Here is a 21649-nt window from a genome sequence, read left to right as displayed (position 1 = left end):
CCTCACACTTGGAGCGCGGGCACCCCGTCCGTCCCGGGAGCACCTCACGTCACCAAGGATTCGAAACGGGATCTGTGGGTTGCCTGTGGTCCGCGGAACCAGCCCATGGGTGACAAGAATTCAGCCAGGTCGGCACCCCGGGGACTGTCCCGCCGGACCCCGGGAAAGGCCACTGCCCATGAGCCGAACCTCCTCTCTGCGCGCGGTGGTCGTCGGCACCGGCCACCGCGCCCAGACCTTCACCCGGGACCTCGCCGCCCGTCCCGGCCACCGGGTCGTCGCCCTGTGCGACCCCAACCCCACCCGTATGGCCTTCCACAACCGGCTGCTGACCGAGGCCGGTCAACCGCCCGCCACGCCCTGGGAACCGGAGCGCTTCACCGACCTGCTGGCCGAGGAGGGGGTCGACGAGGTCGTCGTCACCACCGTCGACGCCGAACACGACCGCTACATCGTCCCCGCGCTGCGGGCGGGCTGCCGGGTCGTCACCGAGAAACCCATGACGGTCGACGCCGACCGCTGCGCCCGCATCCTCGACACCGTCCGCACGACCGGCAACTCCCTCACCGTCGCCTTCAACTACCGCTTCAACCCCGTCCACGAGAAGGTGCGGGCCCTGCTCGCCGAGGGGGCGGTCGGCGAGATCCTCTCCGTCCACTTCGAGTGGCTCCTCGACACCCGCCACGGCGCGGACTACTTCCGCCGCTGGCACCGGGAGAAACGGAACAGCGGCGGACTGATGGTGCACAAGGCGAGCCACCACTTCGACCTCGTCAACTGGTGGCTCGCCGACCGTCCGCAGGAGGTCTTCGGCTACGGCCGACTCGCCTTCTACGGCCCGGAGGCGGGCGCCCGCCACGGACTGCGCCGCGACTACGACCGCGCCCACGGCGCCGCGGCGGCCGCCGACGACCCCTTCGCGCTGGACCTCGCGGCCGACGACACCCTGCGCGCCCTCTACCTGGACGCCGAGCGGGACGACGGCTACCGGCGCGACCGCAACGTCTTCGGCGGGCCCGTCACCATCGAGGACGACATGGCCGTCCTGGTGCGCTACGCGCGCGGCGCGACGATGACGTACCACCTCACCGCGTACTCCCCCTGGGAGGGCTACCGGGTGATGGTCAACGGCAGCGCCGGACGGCTGGAACTTGAGGTGGAGGAGAGCCGCTGGCAGCCGCCCCGCGCCCTGCTCCAGGCCCCGCGGGGGGGTCACCGCGGGTGGGGTACGGCTCACCCTGCGCCCGCTGTGGAAGCCACCGGTCGACATCCCGGTGACGGTGGAGCACGAGGCGCACGGCGGGGGAGACACCCGGATGCTCGACGCGCTCTTCGGTCCCCGCACCTCACCGAGCACCGCGACCGAACACGACGACGCGCTCGCCCTCGCCGTCGGACTCGCCGCCAACCGCTGCTTCGAGACGGGGCGGCCCGTCAGCGTGCGGGACCTCGTGCCTGGCCTTTAGGGCTCCGAACAGAAGTGGAGCCACTTTTGTTCGGAGCTCTTAGTGGTGCCAGCCCCGGTAGGGCTCGTCGACCAGCTGGAACACCGGTTCGCCGCGGACCGGGTCCTTCACCGTGGAGAGGCGGACGCGGTCACCGCTGTGGATGCCGATGAGCGGGCCCATGACCCGGCCGCGCACGACGAACCCCTCGGCCATCTCCACCAGCGACACATTGCGCGCGGAGGGCGTGTTGCGGTGGACCACCGTCGAGTGGCGGACCGTGCCGGTGCCCTCGCTGCGCTCGGTGCGCAGGTCGCTGCCCTGGCACACCGGACACAGCAGCCGGTGGTACATGGCTGTGCCGCACCAGGTGCAGCGCTGGAAGAGGATCGCCTCGCCGTCGGTCTTCGCGCGCTCGAGCAGGCCCGCGGAGGAGCCGGCTGTCTGCTGAACGGCGGTTCCTGAGTGGTGGTACACGCTGGTCAACTCCCTGCCCTGGGCCGGAATCCCCCGTGCGCGGCTCACCCGTGCACGGACGTGCGCGGTTCACCGTGCCACCGTGCACGCGCCCAGCGTATGGCACTCAGTGCCAGCCGTAAAGGTACTGCGTACCCTCAATGTGAGCGGTTCAGTTCCGCCCGAGTGTCGTCTCGATCTCCTGCACCACGCGCCACAGCGGCGCCCCGCGCCGGGAGACCACCACGACCACGTCCTCGGGGTGCTCGTCCGCCTTCGGCGCGGGAGTTGTGCCGAAGGCGGACTGCACATACGCCAGCGCGTGGTCCACGGCCGCGGTCGCGTCGCCCTGGCCGTCCGAACGCAGCCAGGAGCGCAGGGCGTTGTTGTGCGCGGCGACCACGGCGGAGGCGATCACGTCGGCCCGCAGGCTGCCGTCGGACCGGCCGGCGAAGCGGCCCCGCAGATACGCGGCGAGGGCGCGCTCGTACCGCCACACCACCGACAACTCGTAGGCGCGCAGCCCCGGCACCTTCTTGGTGAGCCGATAGCGCTGCACGGAGAAGGAGGGGTTCTCGGCGTACATCAGCAGCACCAGGCGGGCGGCGTCGCACACGCGCCGCACCGGCTCCACGCCCTCGTCGCTCGCGGCGAGGAAGGCGGTCATGTCGGCCAGGCACCGCTCGTGGTCGGGAAAGACCACATCCTCCTTGGAGGGGAAGTAGCGGAAGAAGGACCGCCGGCCGACGCCCGCGAGGGCCACGATGTCGTCGACGGTGGTCTGCTCGTAGCCCCGCTCCAGGAACAGCCGGAAGGCCGCCGCGACCAGGGCGTCCCGCATGGGCGGCTTGACCTCCGCCTTCTCAGTGGCGCTCATGGACGGGAACGTAACACCTGGGAGGGGCGCATGGCACTCAGTTCCCTCGGCTCGGGGAACCGAGTGCCTGGCACGGCGTGCCGAGGTCAGAGCCGTTCGGCGGCTTCGACCACGTTGGTCAGCAACATGGCCCGGGTCATCGGGCCGACCCCGCCGATCGGCGGGGCGAAGGAGCCGGCGACATCGCCGACGTCGGGGTGGACGTCGCCGAGGACGCCCTCGACCGTGCGCGTCAGGCCCACCGACAGCACGGTCGCGCCCGGCTTGATCCAGTCGGGCCGCACCAGGTGCGCCACACCGGCCGCGGCCACCACCACGTCCGCCTCCCGGGCGTGCGCCGCGACGTCCTGGGTGGCCTCGTGGCACAGGGTCACGGTGGCGTGCTCGGTGGCGCGGGTCAGCATCAGACCCAGCGGTCGGCCCACGGTCACGCCGCAGCCGATGACGCAGAACTGCTGGCCGGTGATCGGCACGTGGTTGCGGCGCAGCAGGTCGATGATTCCGCGCGGGGTGCAGGGCAGCGGGGCCGGGATGCCCAGCACGAGTCGGCCCAGGTTCGTCGGGTGGAGCCCGTCGGCGTCCTTGACCGGGTCGATCAGCTCCAGCACGGCGTGCGTGTCGATGTGGGCGGGCAGCGGGAGCTGCACGATGAAGCCGGTGCAGGCCGGGTCGGCGTTCAGCCGCAGCACCGCGGCCTCGACGTCGGCCTGCGAGGCGTCGGCGGGCAGCTCGACCCGGATCGACGCGATGCCGACCTGCGCGCAGTCCCGGTGCTTGCCGCCCACGTAGGAACGGCTGCCCGCGTCGTCGCCGACGAGGATCGTGCCCAGCCCGGGCGTGATGCCGCGCTCCTTCAACGCCTGGACGCGGGGGGCGAGTTCGCTCTTGATGTCGGCCGCGGCGGCCTTGCCGTCGAGAAGTGTTGCGGTGGTCACGGAGTCGACGAGCCCTTCAGAAGAAAAAGCAGAACAACAGCAGGAGGACAGCAGGAGGAACAGCGAGGATAAAGCGACGGTCCTGCCATCGTACGACCCGTTCGCCCACCTCCCCGCAGGAGTCCCTCCCGACCCCACGTAACCTTTCCGCGCCGCCCCCTCCCCGAGGAGACCTCAGTGCCCCCCGCCCGCCCCCGCCTCCTCTATGTCACCGACCTCGCCTACCCGGCCCGGGGCCGCCGCTACGGCGACGAGGACGTCTTCCTCACCTCCCGGCTGCGCACCGACTTCGACCTGGCCCTGTGCCACCCCTTGGACGCGGCCGCCCTGATGGGCTCCTTCGACGCCGTGGTCGTCCGCAACAGCGGGCCCGTCCTCGGCTACCCGCGGCAGTACGACGCCTTCCGCGAGCGCGCCCTGCGGGACGGCGTACGCGTCTACAACCCGCTCACCGGGCGCGCCGACATGGCCGGCAAGCAGTACCTGCTCGACCTGAGCGCCCAGGGGTTCCCGGTGATCCCCACGGTCGACCGCGCGCAGGATCTGCGCCACCTCCCCGACGCCGACCGCTACGTCGTCAAGCCGAAGCTGGGCGCCGACTCCATAGGCCTGCGGATCGTCACCCCCGACCGCCTCCCGGCCCTGGCCGACGGCACGGTTCTCGTCCAGCCGTGCGTGGACTTCGCGTACGAGGTCTCCTTCTACTTCGTCGACCACGACTTCCAGTACGCCCTGTACGCCCCGGACCCCGACCGCCGCTGGCACCTCCAGCCCTACGAACCCACCGCCGACGACCTCGCCTTCGCCCACCGGTTCATCGCCTGGAACACCATGGCGTACGGCATCCAGCGCGTCGACGCCTGCCGCGCCCCCGACGGCGGGCTGCTGCTGGTCGAACTCGAGGACCTCAACCCGTACCTCTCCCTGGACGCCCTCGACGACCGCGGGCGGGACGCCTTCGTCGCCGCGACCGCGCGTTCCCTGCGGCGCTTCCTCACCGACTGAACCCCGCCGCGCGTACGCCCGTATCTCTCCCGGGGGACACGGAACGGAGGGAGACCAGGGTGCCGACACCGGCCGAACCCGGAGAATCGCAGGAACGCCGGATCGTGGAGCCCATCAGGGTCCTGCGGCCCCGGAACACCGATGCCCTGGCGGAACTCTTCCGCGAGATGACCGAACTGACCAAGGACCCCGTCGCCTACGAGTCGATCCCCCTGCCGGCGGAGCCGGCCGCCGACATCGAGCCGGAGACGGAGGAATTCCCGCCGGTGGGTCCGCCCGGCGGGAGTGACCGGGCAGGTCACCGTCCGCAGGACGGACCCCCGCCGGAACCGGCCGCCGACCGGGACTGGACAGGCGACCACGCCCCGCACGAGCCTCCGCCGGGGCGGCCCGAGACGGGCGACGGGTACGCGTTCTCTCCGGGGCCGACAGGGGCCGGGCCCGGACAGGCCGCGGGTTCGTACCGTGGTGCGGCGGTGCCGGGAGGCGTCCAGGAGCGGAGGCGTGCCGCATACGCGACGGTCACCGGGCGGACCGGTGCGGCGCGCGGTGGGGCGGACGCCGGCAGTGCAGGGAGGCGACGGCGTGCCGCCCACGGGGCCGCGTCCGTGGTGAGTGGGGGGCGGGCGCGTGACCGGTCGGGCTCCGGTGCCGGACTGCGGCGTGCCGCCATCACCGTCGGCGTATGCGCCGCGGCGCTCGTCGGGTTCGCCTGTGCCCTCCTGGTGCCCGGCCGGGGCGGCGAGGCGGCCGCGGAGACCGTCCAGCCGGCCCCGACCGCCTCCGAGACCGCCCCTTCCTCACCATCGGCCGATCCCGACGGCGCCGGCACCCTGCGGGAGGGGGACACCGGTCCCGAGGTGACCGACCTCCAGCAGCGGCTGCTGAAGATCCCGGACGTGTACCAGAACGGCGCCACCGACGGCCGCTACGACACCGTCCTCGCCGAGGCGGTCGCCCGCTTCCAGCTCTGGTACGGCATCCGCGGCGACGAGGACGGTGTCTACGGCGACGACACCCGCGAGGCGCTGGAGTCACGCACCAACGGATGACGCGGTGCCCCTCCGGACCCGAGGGCGGGACAGGAGCGTGGCGCCTGTCGCAGCGAGCGGCGGGCAGGGACGCGGGAGACCGGCCTAAGGGCTGTCCTCCGGCACCCGGATGTGCAGCACGCACACGTCGTCCCGCCCCTCCGGCTCCAGCATCGCGCTGAGCAGTCGCTCCAGCGGGGCCGATCCGCCGGGGCCGGGCAGTGTGGCGGCCAGGGCAAGTCTCTCCAGGCCCCGGTCGATGCTCTCCCCGGGCCGTTCGACCAACCCGTCGGTGTACAGCACCAGTCGGTCGCCCGGTGCCAGAACGCACTCCGCCTCCTCGTAGCGAGGGGAGTCGCTCGCGCCGAGCAGCATGCCGTGCGGGCGCTCCAGGTAGCGGACGTCGCCGTTGCTCAGCAGCAGCGGTGGGGGATGACCGGCCTGTGCCCAGACCAGGCGCCGCTCGGCCGGGCTGTAGCGGGCCAGGATCATGGTCGCGGTGCCGTGCGAGTCGCGGGAGTGCAGCAGCAGGGCGTTGAGCCGGACGAGCGCCCCGGTCAGCGACGACCCGGTGATGATCATGCCCTTGGCGGTGAACCGCAGCAGGGCCATCGAGGCGACGGCGTCCATGCCGTGCCCGGCGACGTCGCCCACCACGAACAGGGCGTCGCCGTCGGGCAGTTCGATGGCGCTGAACCAGTCGCCGCCCACGTTGAGCCCCGACTGCGCGGGCAGATAGGCGATGTCGACCCGGAGACCGGACAGCCGCACGGGCTGCTTCGGCAGTGGCAGCAGCGCGTCCTGGAGGCGGGCGGCCACCGTGCGCTCGGCCATCAGCACACCGTGCTGGGTGAGCATCGCCCGTTCACTGGCGACGAGGGCGAGTTCGGCGCTGCGCTGGGCGCTGACGTCCTGGACGAAGCCGTGCACCTCGACGGGCGTGCCCTCGGCGTCCGCCACCGCCTCGGCGACCACCCGCAGATGACGGATGCCGTCGCGGGCCGCGATCCGGAACGGCACGTCGCACGGCCGCCCGTCCCGCAGCAGATCCCCGACGGCACGGGTCAGCGCGGGCAGGTCCTCGGGCAGGGCGAGGCGCGGGAGTTGGGCGAGCGGCACGGGTCCGTGCGCCGGATCGCGTTCCAGGAGGGCGAAGACCTGGGAGGACCAGTTCCCCTCGCCGGTGACCAGGCTCCAGGTGGCCCAGCCGAGTCTGCCGAGCCGCTGCACGTCCGCCAGCCGCTGTTCCTGCCGGTCCGAGGGCTCGTGCCGGACCCAGCTGACGACCAGTCCGTCGCCCATGCGCGCCGCCCGTGCCGAGTACGTGGACAGTTCGCCGACCCCGGCGACGACCTGCTGCCGGGCGAACGGCTCGCTCTCGTACGGCTCCTCGGCCGCGAGCGCCTCCAGGCATCCCTGCCACAGCGGCTCGTCCGCCGCCGTCGGCCAGCACTCCAGGAAGCGCAGGCCGACCAGTTCGCGGCCGCTGCGGCCCACCGCGTCGGACGCGCCTGCGGTCGCGGCGTCGATCCGGAAGTCCTCGACGGTTCCCGACGGGCCGCGCACGGGGGTGAGCAGTACCGCGGCGACCGGCAGCCGGTCGAACACCGTCTGCACGGAGTCCGCGGCGTCGCGCACGGTGGGCTCCTGCCGGACCCCGAAGGTGCGCAGCGGGCCCGCGCACAGTCGGGCGACGGCCTGCAGATGCTCTCGCACGCCGCTCGTGAACGGTCCCTCGCTGCGGCGCAGCACCCCGAGCGCGACCTCGGCGGACTCCCCGATGGCCACGGGCAGCCAGGCGCGTGAGCCCCACTGCTGGGGCGGGTCCCCGATCAGCAGGTACCGCTTCTGGTCCGCCCCGGCGTCCTCCAGCCAGCGCGGCTCTCCGGCGGCCATGGCGTCCAGCGCGGCGATCCCGGACAGCGGTGGCACCCGGCCCCACTGCCGGGCGAGGGTGTCGTCGACCCCGGCGTGGCCGACCAGCTCCAGTCCGCCCGCGGGCAGCCGTGCGTAGATCATGACCGCGTCGGCGCCCACGTCCGGGGCGAGCCGGTCCAGCAGACAGCGGGCGAGGTCCTGCGTGGTGCCCACGCGCACAAGGGCTTTGGCGAGGCGGGCCAGGGCTGCCGAGCCGGCCTGGCCCGGAGCCGGGAGCGGTGCGTCCCGGACGGCGGCGTCGGCCACGGGCGGCCGCGGCGCGGCGCTCGTCGGCGGAGCCAGGGAGCCGAGCGTGATCCAGCACTCCTCCAGCAGGGTCCGCCGGGCTGCCTTCGCCCGCTGCTGCAGCTCCTCCTGCGCGGCGTCAGGGGAACACCCCGTTCCGGCCATCACCGCGCCCTTGGCCCGTTCCAGGACGGCAGAAGTGGCCGCCAGGTCCTGCAGCCGGTCCATCTCCGCGCGCTGGCGGGCCACGACCCGGGTCAGGGCGGCCATGTCGGGCACATCACCGGACCCCATGGGCAGGGCGGGTTCGCTCGTCACGCCTTGAGGATGGCACACGGACGCGGATGCGATCGCGGCCTTTCGGCAACGCCCCCATCAGGGGTTGACGCCCGGAGCGGAGCGTGCCGTTCAGCGGCCGGAGTTGTGCTCCACCAGAGCCTGGGTCACGGCGCGGACGCTGCGGGCGATGTGCTGCAACTGCATGAGTTCGGCAGCGTACACCTTGATGGTGTGCTCGATGACCGACTCCGGCATCCCCAGCCGGGGGAGATCGGCGCGGGCGGTCTGCAGGGCGGTGCGGGCCACCCGGACCTCCTGCTGGACCTGGATCTGAGCGTGGCGGCCGAGCAGCACCGGGTGACGCAGCAGGACCGGGTAGCTGGCGTAGCGCGCGGGCACCAGTTCGCGCAGCCACTTGGCGGCCGAGCGCTCCCAGTCGTAGCTGCCGGGGGTCTTGACCTGGCAGGGCCAGTCCGGGCTGATGCGCTGCGTCGTCGTCAGAGTCATGGTCATCGCTTCCGGGTGTGCGGTGTCGGGACGGGTGGTCCGACGTTTTTGGGGCGGCCCCGGTCTAGGGGATGACCGGGGCCGCCACGGGCGCTCGCGCGAGCGATGCCCCGAGCACCCTCGGCGCCGACGTGGGTAGGGGACGACGGCTTCGGATGCCCGTACAGGAGCCCTTCGCGGGCGGGTGCGGCCGTGAGCAGTATTTATATATGCCGTCGGCTTTGCAAGACGTATGAAAACATTCATGTGCGATGTGTCCGCAATGATCCCTCTGCGCATTTCCGGGGGGAGGGGGTGGGCGTGGGGTTCGGTCACTCACGCAGGAAGAACTGGTGCTGCTCGGCGATCTGTTCGTACTCCTCCAGCCGCGCCTGGGTGCGCTCCGGGCCCGCGTCGGTCATGGCCTGGAGCAGCGCGGCCGCCATCATGCCGGGGGCCGCGTACGAGTCGAAGACCAGGCGCGATCCGGTGCCGGTCGCGAAGGTGACGTCGGCCTCGTCGGCCACGGGGCCCAGCGCCAGATCGGTCACCAGCGCGACCTTCAGGCCGGCGCTGCGCGCGACCCGTACCGCGGTCAGGGTCTCCTGGGCGTGCCGGGGCATCGAGAACGCCAGCACCCAGGTCCCGCCGGCCTCCCGGGACTGCAGCAACGCGTCGTAGGCGACGCTGCCGCCCCGGGTCACCAGCCGTACGTCCGGGTGGACACGGCGGGCGGCGTAGGCGAAGTACTCGGCGAGCGAGGCGGAGATGCGCAGGCCCAGGATGGTCAGCGGGGTCGACTGCGACAGGGCCCGGCCGATCTCGATGACCCGGTCCGGATCGGCGAAGTCGCGCCGCAGGTTCTCCAGGTTCTCGATCTCCGCGTCGACCGCCGCCTGCAACTCGTTGCTCCCGTTCACCTCGGCCGGGGCGGGGCCGCCGGCCAGGGTGCCCAGCGCGATCGACTGGAGCCTCTCGCGCAGCGCGGGGTAACCGCTGAAGCCGACGGCCGCGGCGAACCGGGTCACCGAGGGCTGGCTGACCCCGACCCGGTCGGCGAGGTCGGTGATCGACAGGAACGCCGCCTCGGTGATGTGCTCGATCAGGTACTGGGCGATGCGCCGTTGCCCCGGGGACAGATGGGGCCCGTCGAAGAGGGCCCTGAGCCGGGAGGTCGGGGACACCTCCGCCTCAGGGTCCGTCTTGCCCGAGGTGATCGCTGATGCCTGTGCGCGTGCCTGTTGCGGCGATGGCACCGGTGCGCCTCCTTTGTCTCCCACGCAGCTCAACATAGCTCACAGAGCGTGCGGGACAGCGTGCCCGAGACCGCGCCCGGCGCACACCCCGCCGGTCGTTACCGCTGGTAAATCGTGATGGAGTGCCCGACCTCGCCGACCTCCCGGCTGGAGCGGATCAGCTGCGCCAGCCGCCCCCTGGCCTGGGCGACCGCGGAGTCCGACACCACCAGCACCCCGTGCACCTCGCGCGGGGGCACCCGCCGGGGGTCGGAGGCCCGGATGCCGTAGTACGCGGGCACGCCGCTGCCCTTGTAGACGAGCCACACCCGCCGGCCCGCGTACCGTCCGTGCAGCCGGTGCGCGAGCCGGCCGAGGTCCTGGCCCCAGTCCACGTTCGAGTCGTGCAGCCGCAGATGCGTCTTCGCCGGCCCGCCGAACGCCTCGTTGGAATACGGCAGGTAAAAGGGGAACGTCCGCAGCGAACTGACCGCGACGAACGCCACGAGCCCCCAGGACACCACCCGCCCCCACGTCACCACCTGCCGCCACCGCCACCGCACCGTCGGCACGCATCCGGCGGCCACCGCCAGGAACATGGGCAGGAAGACGGCGTACCGGGTGCCGAGGTTCCGCGACCCGGTCATCGCCGAGACCAGCAGCACGGCCGCCGGGACCAGCACATACGGCGCCGCGGGCCGCAGCCGCCGTACGGCCACCAGGACGACCGCCCCGGCCGCCCACAGGGCCAGCATGCCCAGCGGGGTCTTCACCACCACAGCGACCGGCAGGTAGTACCAGCGCGGGCCGGAGTGCACATGCCCGAACAGAAAGCCCTGCCACGGCTGGTTCTCCAGCCCGAACTGGATCCGCATGCCGTCCCGGTACGCCTCCGGGAGGGGCAGCAGCCGCACCAGCAGTCCGCGCAGTCCGTGCACGACGGGCACATGGGTCCCCCGCGGATCCCAGCGCAGCCGCGGATCGACCACCAGATACGTCGCCCATACCACCGCCACGGCGGTGATCCCGACGACGGCCGCCGCCGGCAGGGCCTTACGGGTGCGCCTGAGCCCCACCGACCAGGCCGCCAGCACCACCAGCACCGGGACGGCGGGCAGCGTGCTCATCCTCGTGGCGAGCGCGGCGCCGAGCGCGGCCCCGGCCGACGGCAGATACAGCCGCGCCCCGCCGTCCCGGGCCCGCCACAACAGCCACGCCGACGTCAGCAGGAAGCCCGCCGCCGGGACGTCCAGCGTCGCCAGCGACCCGTGCGCGATCACGTCGGGGGAGAACGCGTACAGGGCGAGCGCGGCCACGGCGGGAACCGGCCCGGCGAGGTCGCGGGCGAAGACGAACACCACCAGGCCGAACAGCAGCGTCAGGACGATCACCGGCAGCCTCGCCCACAGCATCAGCCGCCAGGGGTCGTTGCCGGACTCGTAGAGCAGATGCCGGCCCGCCTCGGTCTGGTCGCCGGTGAAGTCCGGGTCCACGTGCGGGTCGGCGAGGGCCACCCCGACGGCGACGACCAGCTTGCCGAGCGGCGGATGCTCGGGGTTGTGGCGGAGGCGGTGCTCGTGCAGGTAGTCGGCGGCCGTGGCGACGTACACCGGTTCGTCGATGGTCGGCGTCTGCTGGACCGCCGTCGTCACCATCGCGACCGCCATCTGGGCGAGCAGGACGACGGCCAGGAGCGGCACGAGCCACCGGCGGCGGGAGCGTGGCCGCGGCCGTGCCGCCGAGGTTCCGGGAGCCGGTTCGAGGACCGTGTGCTGTGTGCGCGTCATCATCCGCCCCGCGGCGACACCGGCCCGGCGATGGCGGGAGCGGTCAGCGGCGGCCCCATGGGCCCACTGTGCACCAGCTCCCGCCACCAGGGGCGTTACCGCTTCAGGAGTCGTACCGACAGACCGTCCGCCGTGTAGACAGGTACGGCCCGCAGCCGGTCGGAGTTCAGCTCCACCCGGTCGAACTGGCCGCGCAGGGCGGCCGCGTCGATCACCCGGACGGTGGTCCCGGCGACCGCGGGCCGCTCGGCGTCCAGGCGCAGCGACAGCACCGAGCCCCGGCCGAGGCGGACCCGCCCGGACACGGTGAGGACGGCCCCGTGCTCGCGGCGCAGCGGCAGGTCGAGGACCGCGCCGGACTCCTGGGACCAGGCGCCGCGCACCCGCACCGGCAGCTCCGCGCGCAGCGTCCCGCCGGACAGCCGCACATCACCCTGGCCGAGCGCGTCGGCATGCCCGGCGACGAGTGTGCCCGCCTCCACCGCGGTGCCGCCGTGGTAGCGGTTGTGGCCGGTCAGGGTCAGCGTGCCGGAACCGCGCTTGGTCAGTCCGCCGTCGCCCTCGATGTCGTTGCGCCAGGCGTCGGCCGCGTGGAAGCCGCCCCTGGACGCGTCCAGGGTGACCGTGACGTCGGAGTCGAAGGAGCCGTACCCGTCCGCCGCTGCGAACAGGTTCAGGCGGCCCCACTGTTCGAAGCCGTCCAGCAGCACGTATCCCGACGGCAGCGCGGTCGTGCGCAGCACCTCTCGGCGCTGCTCGGCCGTGAGGTACGGCTGCCGGGTCTCCAGCAGCACCTCGGCGCCCTTGGGCACGGTGAGGGGCTCCTTGCGGCCCTGCCGCTCGAGGACGTAGGTCAGCCGCGGCGCGACGGTGCGGGCGTTGGCCTCCCGGTCGGCGTACTCGTCGGAGGCGTCCGAGTGCGCGTAGGCGAACAGCGTGTCGGCGGTGGTGCCGGTCTTCGCGGTGAAGTAGGCGAGGGCCTGGGCGCGGGCGGCCGCCTTCAGGTCGGCGTTGGCCGGGTCGGCGAGGGCGGCCGCGGCGAGCGCGGTGGCCATGATCCGGCCGCCGATGACGTCGACCGTGGAGTGCATGCCGGACATGATCCGGGTGTGGCTGAGCTCCAGGGCACGGGTCACCAGCTCCTGGAACCGCTCGGGCACGGCGTAGGCGAACGCCAGCGACGCCAGGTGGAAGGCGTTGGTGTGGCCGCTCGGGAAGCCGCCGTCGTCGGTCGCGGACGTGCCGCGCTGACGCAGCAGCTGCGGCACGACGACCACCTTGGAGTCGTACACCGGGTAGCCCAGCGCGTCGGTCCTCCCGGTGTCGACGACCTCGCTGTCCTCGTTCATGCGCCAGGGGCGCGGGTACTGGAAGGCGTACTTGCCCGGGTTGCCCGAGGCGTACGGGCCGCGCACGGTGTCGACGAGCCTGGCGACCTGGCCGAGGTCGGAGGTGTACGACCCGGCGCCGAGCGCGCTGCCGGCGGGCGCGTCCGCGGGCACCGAGTCGCTGATCGTGGTCGCGGGCGTGGTGTCCGGCGCGCTGGTGATCGACGTGACCGCCTTGGCGCCGGCCTTGTAGAGGTCGGCCAGGGGGCCGAGGCCGGCGATCATCGCGTAGCTCTGGTGCTGACGGTCGTAGACGAACGCCTCCTTGCCCTGGGCCTCCGTGCGGGCACCGGTGAGCGCGGCGCAGTAGCGCATGTTGGCGCGAAGGATCTCGGGCCGCAGCGGGGTGCCGGTGTTCCAGGCCGAGCCGGTCTTCCACACCTGCGCGAAGCCGCCGAGGATCCGCACCACGGCGTTGGTCTCGGGCGTGAGGTTCGTCAGGACGTTCGTCTTGTAGTCGTCGACGAACGCGAGCGGGCTCGTGGCGGCCTTGGCGTCGGCGGCGCCCAGCCAGGAGACCAGCGCCGGGGCGGCGACCAGCGCCGCCGAGCCACCGAAGGAGACCTTCAGGAAGCGCCTTCTGTTCACGGCGTTCACGGCCGAGGGGGAGGAGAGCCCGGCGGATGACGGCATGGGTGTGCCTCTCTTGAGTTCTTCGGCCGTGGGGCCAGAGGGAAGAGATACGGTCAGTCATGTGCGGCTCGTGGGGCTTGTGTTGACTTGTGAGCCGGATGACGCATACGAGCGAAGATCTACGGCCGGGCTGTGTCTCTTCCGCGAGGGCCCGGCGACCAGTACATGTCATGCGGATGAACGTGGAGTCGGCGCCTCACAGAAGCGAACGCGCCAGCGCCACCGCGCCCTCGACCGGCGGTACGGTCAGCCGCCGCGGCCGTGCTCCCGGTACGGCGGCGCCGAGCGCGGCGGTGAACGCCTCGTACAGTGCCGGCTGCCCGAGCACGGTGCCGCCCGCCACCACCACGTCGTCGACCACGACCCCGCGGGCGGCGAGCCGGACGACGAGCGCGGCGAGTGCCTCGCCCGCCCCGGCGATCACGGCACGGGCGAGACCGGAGCCGTCGGCGGCGGCCGCGAAGACGACGGGGGCGTGCCGGCCCCACTCGGCGGAGACGTCCGAGGCGCTCTCCAGGGCCGCGCCGAGCGCCGGGACCTCCGGCACCCCGAAGGCGGCGACGAGACCGACGGCGAGGGCGTCCGGCTCCTCCCCGCGGTCGTGGGCGGCCCATACGGCCCGTGCCGCCTCCCGGACGAGTCCGGCGGCGCCGCCCTCGTCGCCGAGGACCGCGCCCCAGCCACCCACCTGCACGGGGGTGCCGTCGGGCAGCAGGCCCACCGCGACCGAACCGGTGCCGGCGACCAGGCCGGCCCCCCTGTCCAGCCCGGCGGCGGGCACGAGAAGCTCGGCGTCGCCCACGATGTGCGCGGGCCCGCCGAGAAGATCCTGGACGGCGGCGCGGATCTGCGCGCACTGCCGGGGGGTCTCACAGGCGTGCGCCCCGACGGCGAGCGCGGCGGGGCGCACGCCCGAAGGCAGCGACTCGTGGACGAGCCCGGTCAGCCACCGGGCGGCGGCAGCGGTGTCGTGCGGCCGCCAGCCGCTGCTCGGCACGACGCGGTCGGCCACGACGTCCTCACCCGCGACCGCGCGGAGATGCGTCTTGGTACCGCCCACGTCGACGCCGACCACGAGGGGGCGCGAAGAGGGGGAGTCCTGCACGGATCCTCTTTCGTCGTTGCATCGAGCTGCGACGGTGGGCGAACCGTGACCTGCGAAATTGTGGGTTCTCGTGAACTAGCGAAGCCCCGGGACGGGCTTCTGGCGAGCACGGCAGGCGAGTACCGTGAAGTTCGTTAGGAAGTTAACTAACGAAGTACAGTGCGTCAAGAGAAGTCGCGCACTCGACCTCGGCGGCACCTTCCCGGGCCGTCACGGGGCGGGAAAGCGCGCCGTCGTCGCATCCCATCGCCGCAGTCCGCCGAACCGATCGGCCGGGTGCGCGGCCCGGTACCCGTGTGGGGGAAACTGTGGAACACGACGTGGCGGAAGCCCCCCGCCTGACCGAGAGCGCCAGCGCGGTCTTCGCCGTGCTGGCGCAGGCGAGCAGAGCCACCCGGCCGCAGCTCGCGAGCCTCGCGGGGCTGTCCAAGCCGACCGTCTCCTCCGCTGTGGCGGAACTGGAGGGCGCCCGGCTCGCCGCCCACTCCGGCACCGCCTCCAGCGGCACCGGCCGCTCCGCCGCCGTATACCGTCTCGGCCCCGCCGCCGGCGCCGTCCTGGCCGTCGACCTCGGCCCCGCCCAGACCCGGGTCAGGGGCTGCGCCCTGGACGGCATGCTGCTCGCCGAGGCCACCGCCTCCCGCGAGGACGCCGCGGACGCCGTACGGGAGGCGCTCGCCGCGCTGCCCGAGGGGGCCCCGCTGCGCTCCATCGTCGTCGCCGTCGGTGACGTCACCGCCCGGGACCTGCAGGGCAGCGGAATGCGCCCCGCCACGGCCAAGGCCGGGCCCGTCTTCGACGCCATGGCCGTGGCCCTGCCCCCGGGCGTCCCCGTCCATCTGGAGAACAACGTCAACTGCGCCGCGCTCGCCGAGCTGCACGAGGGTGCCGCCCGCGGCCGGCACACCTTCGGCTATCTGCGGATCGGCGTCGGTATCGGTCTCGGCATCGTCGTCGGCGGCCAGGTGCTGCGCGGCTCGAACGGCGCCGCCGGTGAGCTCGCGCGGCTGCCCTACCCCTGGGACGACGGCCGCGAGCCGCGCCGGGAGGCCCTGGAGGAGTACATCGGCGCCCGCTCGCTGCTGCGCCGGGCCAGGGAGACGTGGGCGGACCGGGACGGGCCGTGCCCGCGCACCACCGAGCGGCTCTTCGCCCTGGCCGGCCAGGGCCGGGCCGCCGCCCGTGCCGTCGTGGACCGCCATGCCGTCGACGTGGGCCGGCTGGCCGCCGCCGTGACCGCCGTGCTGGACCCGGGCCTGATCGTGCTGGGCGGCAGCACCGGCGCGTTTCCGCAGCTCCTGCCCGGTGTGCGGGCCGAGCTGGAGCGGCTGAGCTGGCCCACCGAAGTGGTCAGCAGCCAGGTCGGTGATCTCGGCACCGTCGTGGGCGCGGCACGGCTCGCGGTCGCCAGAGGAGTCCAAACCGTGACCGAGGCGGCGCGGACGAAGGATTGACGGTTTCGGACTCGGTCTGCCAATGTCCGGACAAGCGCTTTCTAAGTCGGCCGGGACGCCGGCTTGGGACGAGCGTCCCGCCCGTACTCGAACGTACGGCAACCGCACCAGGGCGTGCTTGTGCGGCGACGGCCACAGCGGCCGGGGACCCTCGCCCGTCAGGATGACGCGGCCGGGCGAGGCCGCGCCCTCGGAAAGCCGAACCCTCCTGCAAAATGCACCCGTGCCGCCTCGGTCGGCGCCGTGCTCCGTCCCCAATGACGAAAAGGGATCGAAGATGACCACTGTGGGTGTGCGGCGCTCCCGCCGACTCGGCCGCGGCGGCATGCGCCGCCTGGTCCCCCTCGCTGCCGTGGCCACGGCAGGTGCCCTGCTGCTCTCCGCCTGCGGGTCGGGATCCGACTCGGGCGGTACCTCCAAGTCGCTGACGTTCTGGATCTCCACGGTTCCGGGGCAGGACGCGGGCTGGAAGAAGATGGTGGCGCAGTACAAGAAGGAAACCGGCGTCAACGTCAAGCTCGTCAACATCCCCTACGACGGCTACGCGACGAAGCTGCACAACGCCGCGCAGGCGAACTCCCTGCCCGACGTGGCGGCCGTGCCGGCGCTGGACCCGATCTGGTCGAGCAAGCTGATCGACCTCAGCTCCATCGCCAACGACAAGAGCAACAAGATCAACGCCAACTTCCTCGCCAAGGACTCGTCCGGGAAGGTGCTGTCCATCCCCTCGGACGTCACCGCGTCCGGCCTGTTCATCAACGAGACGCTGTTCAAGAAGGCCGGCGTCTCCTTCCCGTCCTCGCCCGACAAGACCTGGACGTGGACCGACTTCATCGCCGCGGCGAACAAGGTCCGCGAGAAGACCGGCGCCAAGTACTCCCTGACGTTCGACCAGTCGCCGTCCCGGCTCCGCGCCATGGTGTACGAGATGGGCGGCAAGTACGTCCACGCGGACTCCTCCGGCAAGTTCTCGGTGGACGCGGCGACCAAGAAGGCCGTGAACTACTTCGTCGGACTGAACGACGACAAGACCATGCCGAAGTCGGTGTGGACCAGCGGCGCCGACCCGTCGGCCATGTTCCAGAGCGGTGACGTGGTCGCCTACTGGTCCGGCGTGTGGCAGGTTCCCGCCTTCGCGGAGAGCATCAAGAAGTTCGACTGGGCGAGCGTCCCGACTCCCGCCCAGCCCGTGCAGGCCAGTGACGTCAACAGCGGCGGCATGACGGTCGGCTTCAACAACAACGGCGACGCGGCCGCCGCCGCGACGAAGTTCCTGTCCTGGCTGTACGAGCCGGCCCACTACCAGGCGCTGTGCGAGGCGTCCGGTTTCCTGCCGGTCGAGAGCGGTCTGAGCCCGAAGTACCCCTTCACCTCCGAGGCGGCGCAGGCGGCGTTCAAGCTGTACAACGAGGAGATTCCGCTCTACGCCCCGATCTCCGGCTACTTCAACACCGCGCAGACGAACTGGGTGCTGAAGGGCAAGAGCCTCACCGAGGACCCGACCAAGACGGAGCTCGGCAAGGCGATCAACGGCCAGCAGTCGGCCGACAAGGCACTGGAGAACATCGTGGCCGGCTACAACCAGCAGGTCGGTGGCTGATCGTAGGCCAGGGGGCCGGGCGGCGGAGTCACGACACCGCCGCCCGGCCCCGGCGCCCATGTGATGCCGGGCTCATGGCGTGAGCCCACAGGGAATCCATTCCACCAGCACGGAGTCAGGAAGATGACAAAACGCGCCTCGGCCGTGTCCGCGAGCCCGCCCAGGAGACGCAACAGGTACATCATCGCGCCGCTCGTCCTCATCGCGGCCAATGTCGTGCTCTTCGCGCTGTTCTTCGTCTGGCCGGCGGTGATCGGGCTCGTCTACTCCTTCACGAACTACACGGGTGTGGGGGCGTTCCAGTTCATCGGACTGGACAACTACCACAACCTGTTCGGGGACTCCACCTTCTACGCCGCGCTGACCCGGACGCTGCTGTACGCCGTGCTCTTCGTTCCACTGAACTTCGCGCTCGCGCTGCTCGCCGCCAACCTGGTGGTGAGCAAGCACGCCAAGGGCGCGTCGGTCGCCCGCGTCATCTTCTTCATCCCGTGGCTTCTGTCGCCCATCGTCGTGGGTGTCCTGTGGCGGTGGCTGTTCGGTGAGAACTTCGGACTGGTCAACTACGTCATCGAGAAGCTCGGCGGAAGTGCCGTTCCGTGGCAGTCGAACGCGGACCTGTCGTTGATCGTGGTGGTGATGGCGGCATCATGGGCCTGGACGGGTTTCTCGATGCTGCTGTTCATCGCGGCGATCAGAAACGTACCCGTGTCGTACTACGAGGCGGCCTCGCTCGACGGCGCCGGCCCATGGCGCCAGTTCATCAGCATCACGCTGCCGAGCATCGCGCCCACCTCGTTCATCGTCATCCTGCTCAACACGATCAACGCGATGAAGGAATACCCGGTGTTCGTCGCCCTCAACAACGGCGGACCCGGAACGTCGAACAACCTGCTTGTCCAGTACATCTATGAGACCGGCTTCAAACGGGGCCAGATCGGCTACGCGAGTGCCGCGTCATTCGTGCTCATGCTCATCCTGATGGCCGTCGCGATCATCCAGCTGATCGTCAACCGGCGGGTGGAGAACCGATGACAACCACAGACATGCCACGCCCGGTCGACGCCGGTCCCGGACGGGTCGTCTCCAAGAAGCGGCCCCGCAGCGGGGGCAGCGGTGGGCTCCGGCGGGCGGTGCCCGCGACGACGCTGCTGTGGATCCTGGCGTGCCTCTACGGGTTGCCGGTGCTGTGGTTCATCCTCAGCTCCCTCAAGCCGGCCTCGGATCTGTTCTCCTATCCGCTGACGCCGGTTCCGCACAACCCCACCCTGTCGGGTTACCTGACGGCGTGGCGCAGTGCCAACTTCTCCCAGTACTTCATCAACACGACCATCGTGTGCGTGATCACGACGATCCTCACGGTGGGAGTCAGCTGCTGCACCGGGTACGCGCTCGCCAAGTACGACAACAAGTGGCTCAAGGTCTTCTTCATCTGCATCCTGGCCACCACGATGCTGCCGTCCGAGGTCATGCTCGCCCCGGAGTTCCTGGTCGTCCGCAACCTCGGCCTCTACAACTCCTTCGCCGGCATCATCCTCCCGGCCGTGCTCACCGCGACCGGATGCTTCATGTTCCGCCAGTTCTTCCTGACGGTTCCCGACGAACTCGTGGAAGCCGCACGCATCGACGGCGCCCGCGAACTGTCGATCTTCCTGCGGATCATGGTGCCGCTCTCCCGGCCCATCATGCTGACCCTCGCCATCCTGTCATTCCAGTGGCGGTGGAACGACTACATCTGGCCGCTTCTGATGCTCAACGACCCCAACAAGTTCACCGTGCAGATCGGCATCCAGAGCATCGTCGGCGCGCAGAACATCAACTGGTCGGTACTGCTCGGCGCATCGGTCATCTCCATGATCCCGCTGATCGTCATCTTCCTCGTCTTCCAGCGCTACGTGATGAGCGCCGACATCAATGCCGGACTGAAGGACTGACCGTGACCTCCGCGCTCGACCACGAGTTCCTCCGCGCGGCGGCCCGTGCCGCCGACCGGCTGGCCACCCCGCCGGCGGCCGTCCCCGACGAGGAACCCGCCGGTGTGACCCACCGCGTTCTGGCGCGCCGGGTGAAGACCCTGGTCGCGGCGTACCGGTCCCCGGACTCGGCACTGCACGGCAGCAGGCGGGCCATCGCCGCCGCGATGACCCACCTCGGCGCCCTGCGGGCCGCGCAGACCACCACCGGCCTCTTCGCCGGCGGCGACAACGTGCAGTCACCGCCGGACTCCGCGTTCACCGTCAACGACGTGTGCGACGCGCACGTCCTCGCCGCCGGCGCGGGGCCGGAACTGCGCGACGTCACGGCCGCGCTCGCGCAGATCGCCGGCGCCGCGTCCGGCAGTCTCCTGACCGGGGGGGTGCACACCCCGAACCACCGCTGGGAGCTGTGCGCGGCGCTGGCCCGACTGCACCGGTCGTTCCCCGACGACCGGCTGCTCGACCGCGTCGAGGAGTGGCTCGCCGAGGGCGTCGACATCGACGCGGAGGGCCTGTACTCGGAACGGAGCGCCAACTACGCGGCCCACGTGTCCAACCCTTCGCTGATCCTGCTGGCCGACGTGCTCGGCCGCGCCGACCTGCGGGACGCCGTCGAACGCAACCTCGCCACCACCCTGGACCTCATCAGGCCGGACGGCACGGTGGAGACCGTCCACTCGCGACGGCAGGACCAGAACCACCCGTTCCCGCTGGCGCCCTACCTGCCGCACTACCGGCTGTTCGCGGTCCGCACCGGCCGGGGCGACTTCAGCCGGGCGGCGCGGCTGGCGGCCGCAGGCGGCATCGACGACCCCGACCTGCTCGCCCAGACCCTCCTCACCCCCGACCTGTGCCACGCGCTGCCGGCTCCGGTCGCCGAGACACTGCCCCGCGACCGGTACCTCACCACCGCGCGCCTCGCCGCACGCGCCTCCACCACCGCGCACACGGTGGTCTACGGCGGCTCCGACGTGCCCGGGCACCGGCGCATCCGCTCGGGCCTCGCCTGCAACCCCACCTTCCTGCGCCTGTTCGCCGGCGACGCCGTCCTCGACGCGGTCCGTCTCTCGCGGGGGTTCTTCGACCTGGGCCCGTTCCGCGCCGCCGGCATGGAACAGCTCGCCGACAACCGGTACCGGCTCACCGAAACCCTCACGGCCGCCTACTACCAGCCGCTCCCGGCGGATCGGAGGCGGGACGACGGCGTCTACCGGCTGGTGGACGAGGGACGCTTCTCCGCCGCGATGGCCTTCCCGGACCGGCCTCGGGACGAGGTCTCCCACACGACCCGCGTCGAGGTGGACCTGAGGGAGGACGGTGCCGACCTCCGGATCGACATCAGCGGACCGCGGGTGCCCTGGGCCCTCGAACTGACCTTCCGGCCGGGCGGAGTGCCGGACGGCGCCGTACCGGTCGGCGACGGACGCTGGTGCCTGACGACCGGGCCGATGACGTACCGGGTCGGTGACGACGAGATCCGGGTCGAGGTGGGCGTCCAGGCCGGCGAAGCGCTCGCCGGGCCGGAACGCGGCGACGTACTGCGGTACGACCCCGGCCAGGACCACACCGTGGTGGGCGGCACCGACGCGACGATCGGGAACCGCGTCTACGTCGGTGGACAGGGCCCGCACACACTGACCGTCGCGCTGCGTACCCGCCGGCCCGCCCCTGTCGGGTGACCGGGACGACCCCGGCCATGGCCACCTCGGGCATGAAGGGCTGAACGCCGTCCTCGCCGACGTCATCGAGCAGGCCCTGCCCTCCGGCGTCAGCCGGGGGGAGGAGGGACGCCTT

The 21649-nt window shown here is 71.9% G+C and carries 17 protein-coding genes; 8 read left to right on the top strand and 9 right to left on the bottom strand.

Features of this window, described 5'->3' with window-relative positions:
- Positions 1–178 precede the first annotated feature (178 nt).
- A complete protein-coding gene (locus tag ACIBVL_RS07130; protein ID WP_399093148.1) occupies positions 179–1618 on the top strand; it encodes a Gfo/Idh/MocA family protein in 1440 nt (479 codons plus the stop codon).
- On the opposite strand, the gene ACIBVL_RS07125 is transcribed toward ACIBVL_RS07130, so the two are convergent.
- From ACIBVL_RS07125 to ACIBVL_RS07115, 3 genes are all read right to left on the bottom strand, one after another.
- Positions 1506–1922: a Zn-ribbon domain-containing OB-fold protein gene (locus ACIBVL_RS07125; protein WP_399093145.1), complete on the bottom strand. Its 417-nt coding sequence runs from the start codon at positions 1920–1922 to the stop codon at positions 1506–1508. The genes ACIBVL_RS07130 and ACIBVL_RS07125 overlap by 113 nt on opposite strands.
- Before the next feature lie 151 nt (positions 1923–2073).
- Positions 2074–2742, bottom strand: a complete 669-nt coding sequence (locus ACIBVL_RS07120) for a TetR family transcriptional regulator (protein ID WP_399094806.1) — start codon at positions 2740–2742, stop codon at positions 2074–2076.
- Between the two features lie 122 nt (positions 2743–2864).
- Entirely contained in the window at positions 2865–3713 is an 849-nt protein-coding gene (locus ACIBVL_RS07115; protein ID WP_399093143.1) for a bifunctional methylenetetrahydrofolate dehydrogenase/methenyltetrahydrofolate cyclohydrolase, read from the bottom strand.
- Positions 3714–3890: 177 nt separating this feature from the next.
- Between ACIBVL_RS07115 and ACIBVL_RS07110 the strand changes: the two genes are divergently transcribed.
- On the top strand, positions 3891–4718 hold the full coding sequence (locus tag ACIBVL_RS07110; protein WP_399093140.1) for a hypothetical protein: 828 nt from the start codon (positions 3891–3893) through the stop codon (positions 4716–4718).
- Positions 4719–4822: 104 nt separating this feature from the next.
- Entirely contained in the window at positions 4823–5770 is a 948-nt protein-coding gene (locus tag ACIBVL_RS07105; protein ID WP_399093137.1) for a peptidoglycan-binding protein, read from the top strand.
- A gap of 84 nt (positions 5771–5854) precedes the next feature.
- Here the strand turns inward: ACIBVL_RS07105 and ACIBVL_RS07100 are convergent, their stop codons facing one another.
- The 6 genes from ACIBVL_RS07100 to ACIBVL_RS07075 form a co-directional block, all read right to left on the bottom strand.
- Positions 5855–8206, bottom strand: coding sequence for a SpoIIE family protein phosphatase (locus tag ACIBVL_RS07100; RefSeq protein WP_399094803.1), 2352 nt, complete (start codon positions 8204–8206; stop codon positions 5855–5857).
- 114 nt (positions 8207–8320) lie between these two features.
- Entirely contained in the window at positions 8321–8704 is a 384-nt protein-coding gene (locus ACIBVL_RS07095) for a hypothetical protein (protein ID WP_399093134.1), read from the bottom strand.
- A 305-nt stretch (positions 8705–9009) separates the two neighbouring features.
- Positions 9010–9933, bottom strand: a complete 924-nt coding sequence (locus ACIBVL_RS07090; protein ID WP_399093131.1) for a MurR/RpiR family transcriptional regulator — start codon at positions 9931–9933, stop codon at positions 9010–9012.
- Between the two features lie 98 nt (positions 9934–10031).
- On the bottom strand, positions 10032–11702 hold the full coding sequence (locus ACIBVL_RS07085; RefSeq protein WP_399093128.1) for an ArnT family glycosyltransferase: 1671 nt from the start codon (positions 11700–11702) through the stop codon (positions 10032–10034).
- A gap of 92 nt (positions 11703–11794) precedes the next feature.
- On the bottom strand, positions 11795–13720 hold the full coding sequence (locus ACIBVL_RS07080) for a phosphatase PAP2 family protein (RefSeq protein WP_399093125.1): 1926 nt from the start codon (positions 13718–13720) through the stop codon (positions 11795–11797).
- Between the two features lie 196 nt (positions 13721–13916).
- Positions 13917–14825: an N-acetylglucosamine kinase gene (locus ACIBVL_RS07075; protein WP_399093122.1), complete on the bottom strand. Its 909-nt coding sequence runs from the start codon at positions 14823–14825 to the stop codon at positions 13917–13919.
- Between the two features lie 320 nt (positions 14826–15145).
- On the opposite strand from ACIBVL_RS07075, the gene ACIBVL_RS07070 reads away from it, so the two are divergent.
- From ACIBVL_RS07070 to ACIBVL_RS07050, 5 genes are all read left to right on the top strand, one after another.
- Complete coding sequence (locus ACIBVL_RS07070) at positions 15146–16279, top strand: ROK family protein (RefSeq protein WP_399093119.1); 1134 nt, start codon at positions 15146–15148, stop codon at positions 16277–16279.
- Positions 16280–16556: 277 nt separating this feature from the next.
- Positions 16557–17879, top strand: coding sequence for an extracellular solute-binding protein (locus ACIBVL_RS07065; RefSeq protein ID WP_399093116.1), 1323 nt, complete (start codon positions 16557–16559; stop codon positions 17877–17879).
- A gap of 123 nt (positions 17880–18002) precedes the next feature.
- A complete protein-coding gene (locus ACIBVL_RS07060; RefSeq protein ID WP_399093113.1) occupies positions 18003–18914 on the top strand; it encodes a carbohydrate ABC transporter permease in 912 nt (303 codons plus the stop codon).
- Positions 18911–19813, top strand: coding sequence for a carbohydrate ABC transporter permease (locus ACIBVL_RS07055; RefSeq protein WP_399093110.1), 903 nt, complete (start codon positions 18911–18913; stop codon positions 19811–19813). The genes ACIBVL_RS07060 and ACIBVL_RS07055 overlap by 4 nt, the downstream gene beginning before the upstream one ends.
- A gap of 2 nt (positions 19814–19815) precedes the next feature.
- Entirely contained in the window at positions 19816–21534 is a 1719-nt protein-coding gene (locus ACIBVL_RS07050) for a hypothetical protein (RefSeq protein WP_399093106.1), read from the top strand.
- Positions 21535–21649: the final 115 nt, after the last annotated feature.

This window comes from Streptomyces sp. NPDC049687, assembly GCF_044465285.1.
Taxonomy (GTDB): Bacteria; Actinomycetota; Actinomycetes; order Streptomycetales; family Streptomycetaceae; genus Streptomyces.
The sequence above is the reverse complement of the archived record's forward strand: the minus strand, read 5'-3'. Positions and strand labels throughout refer to the sequence as shown.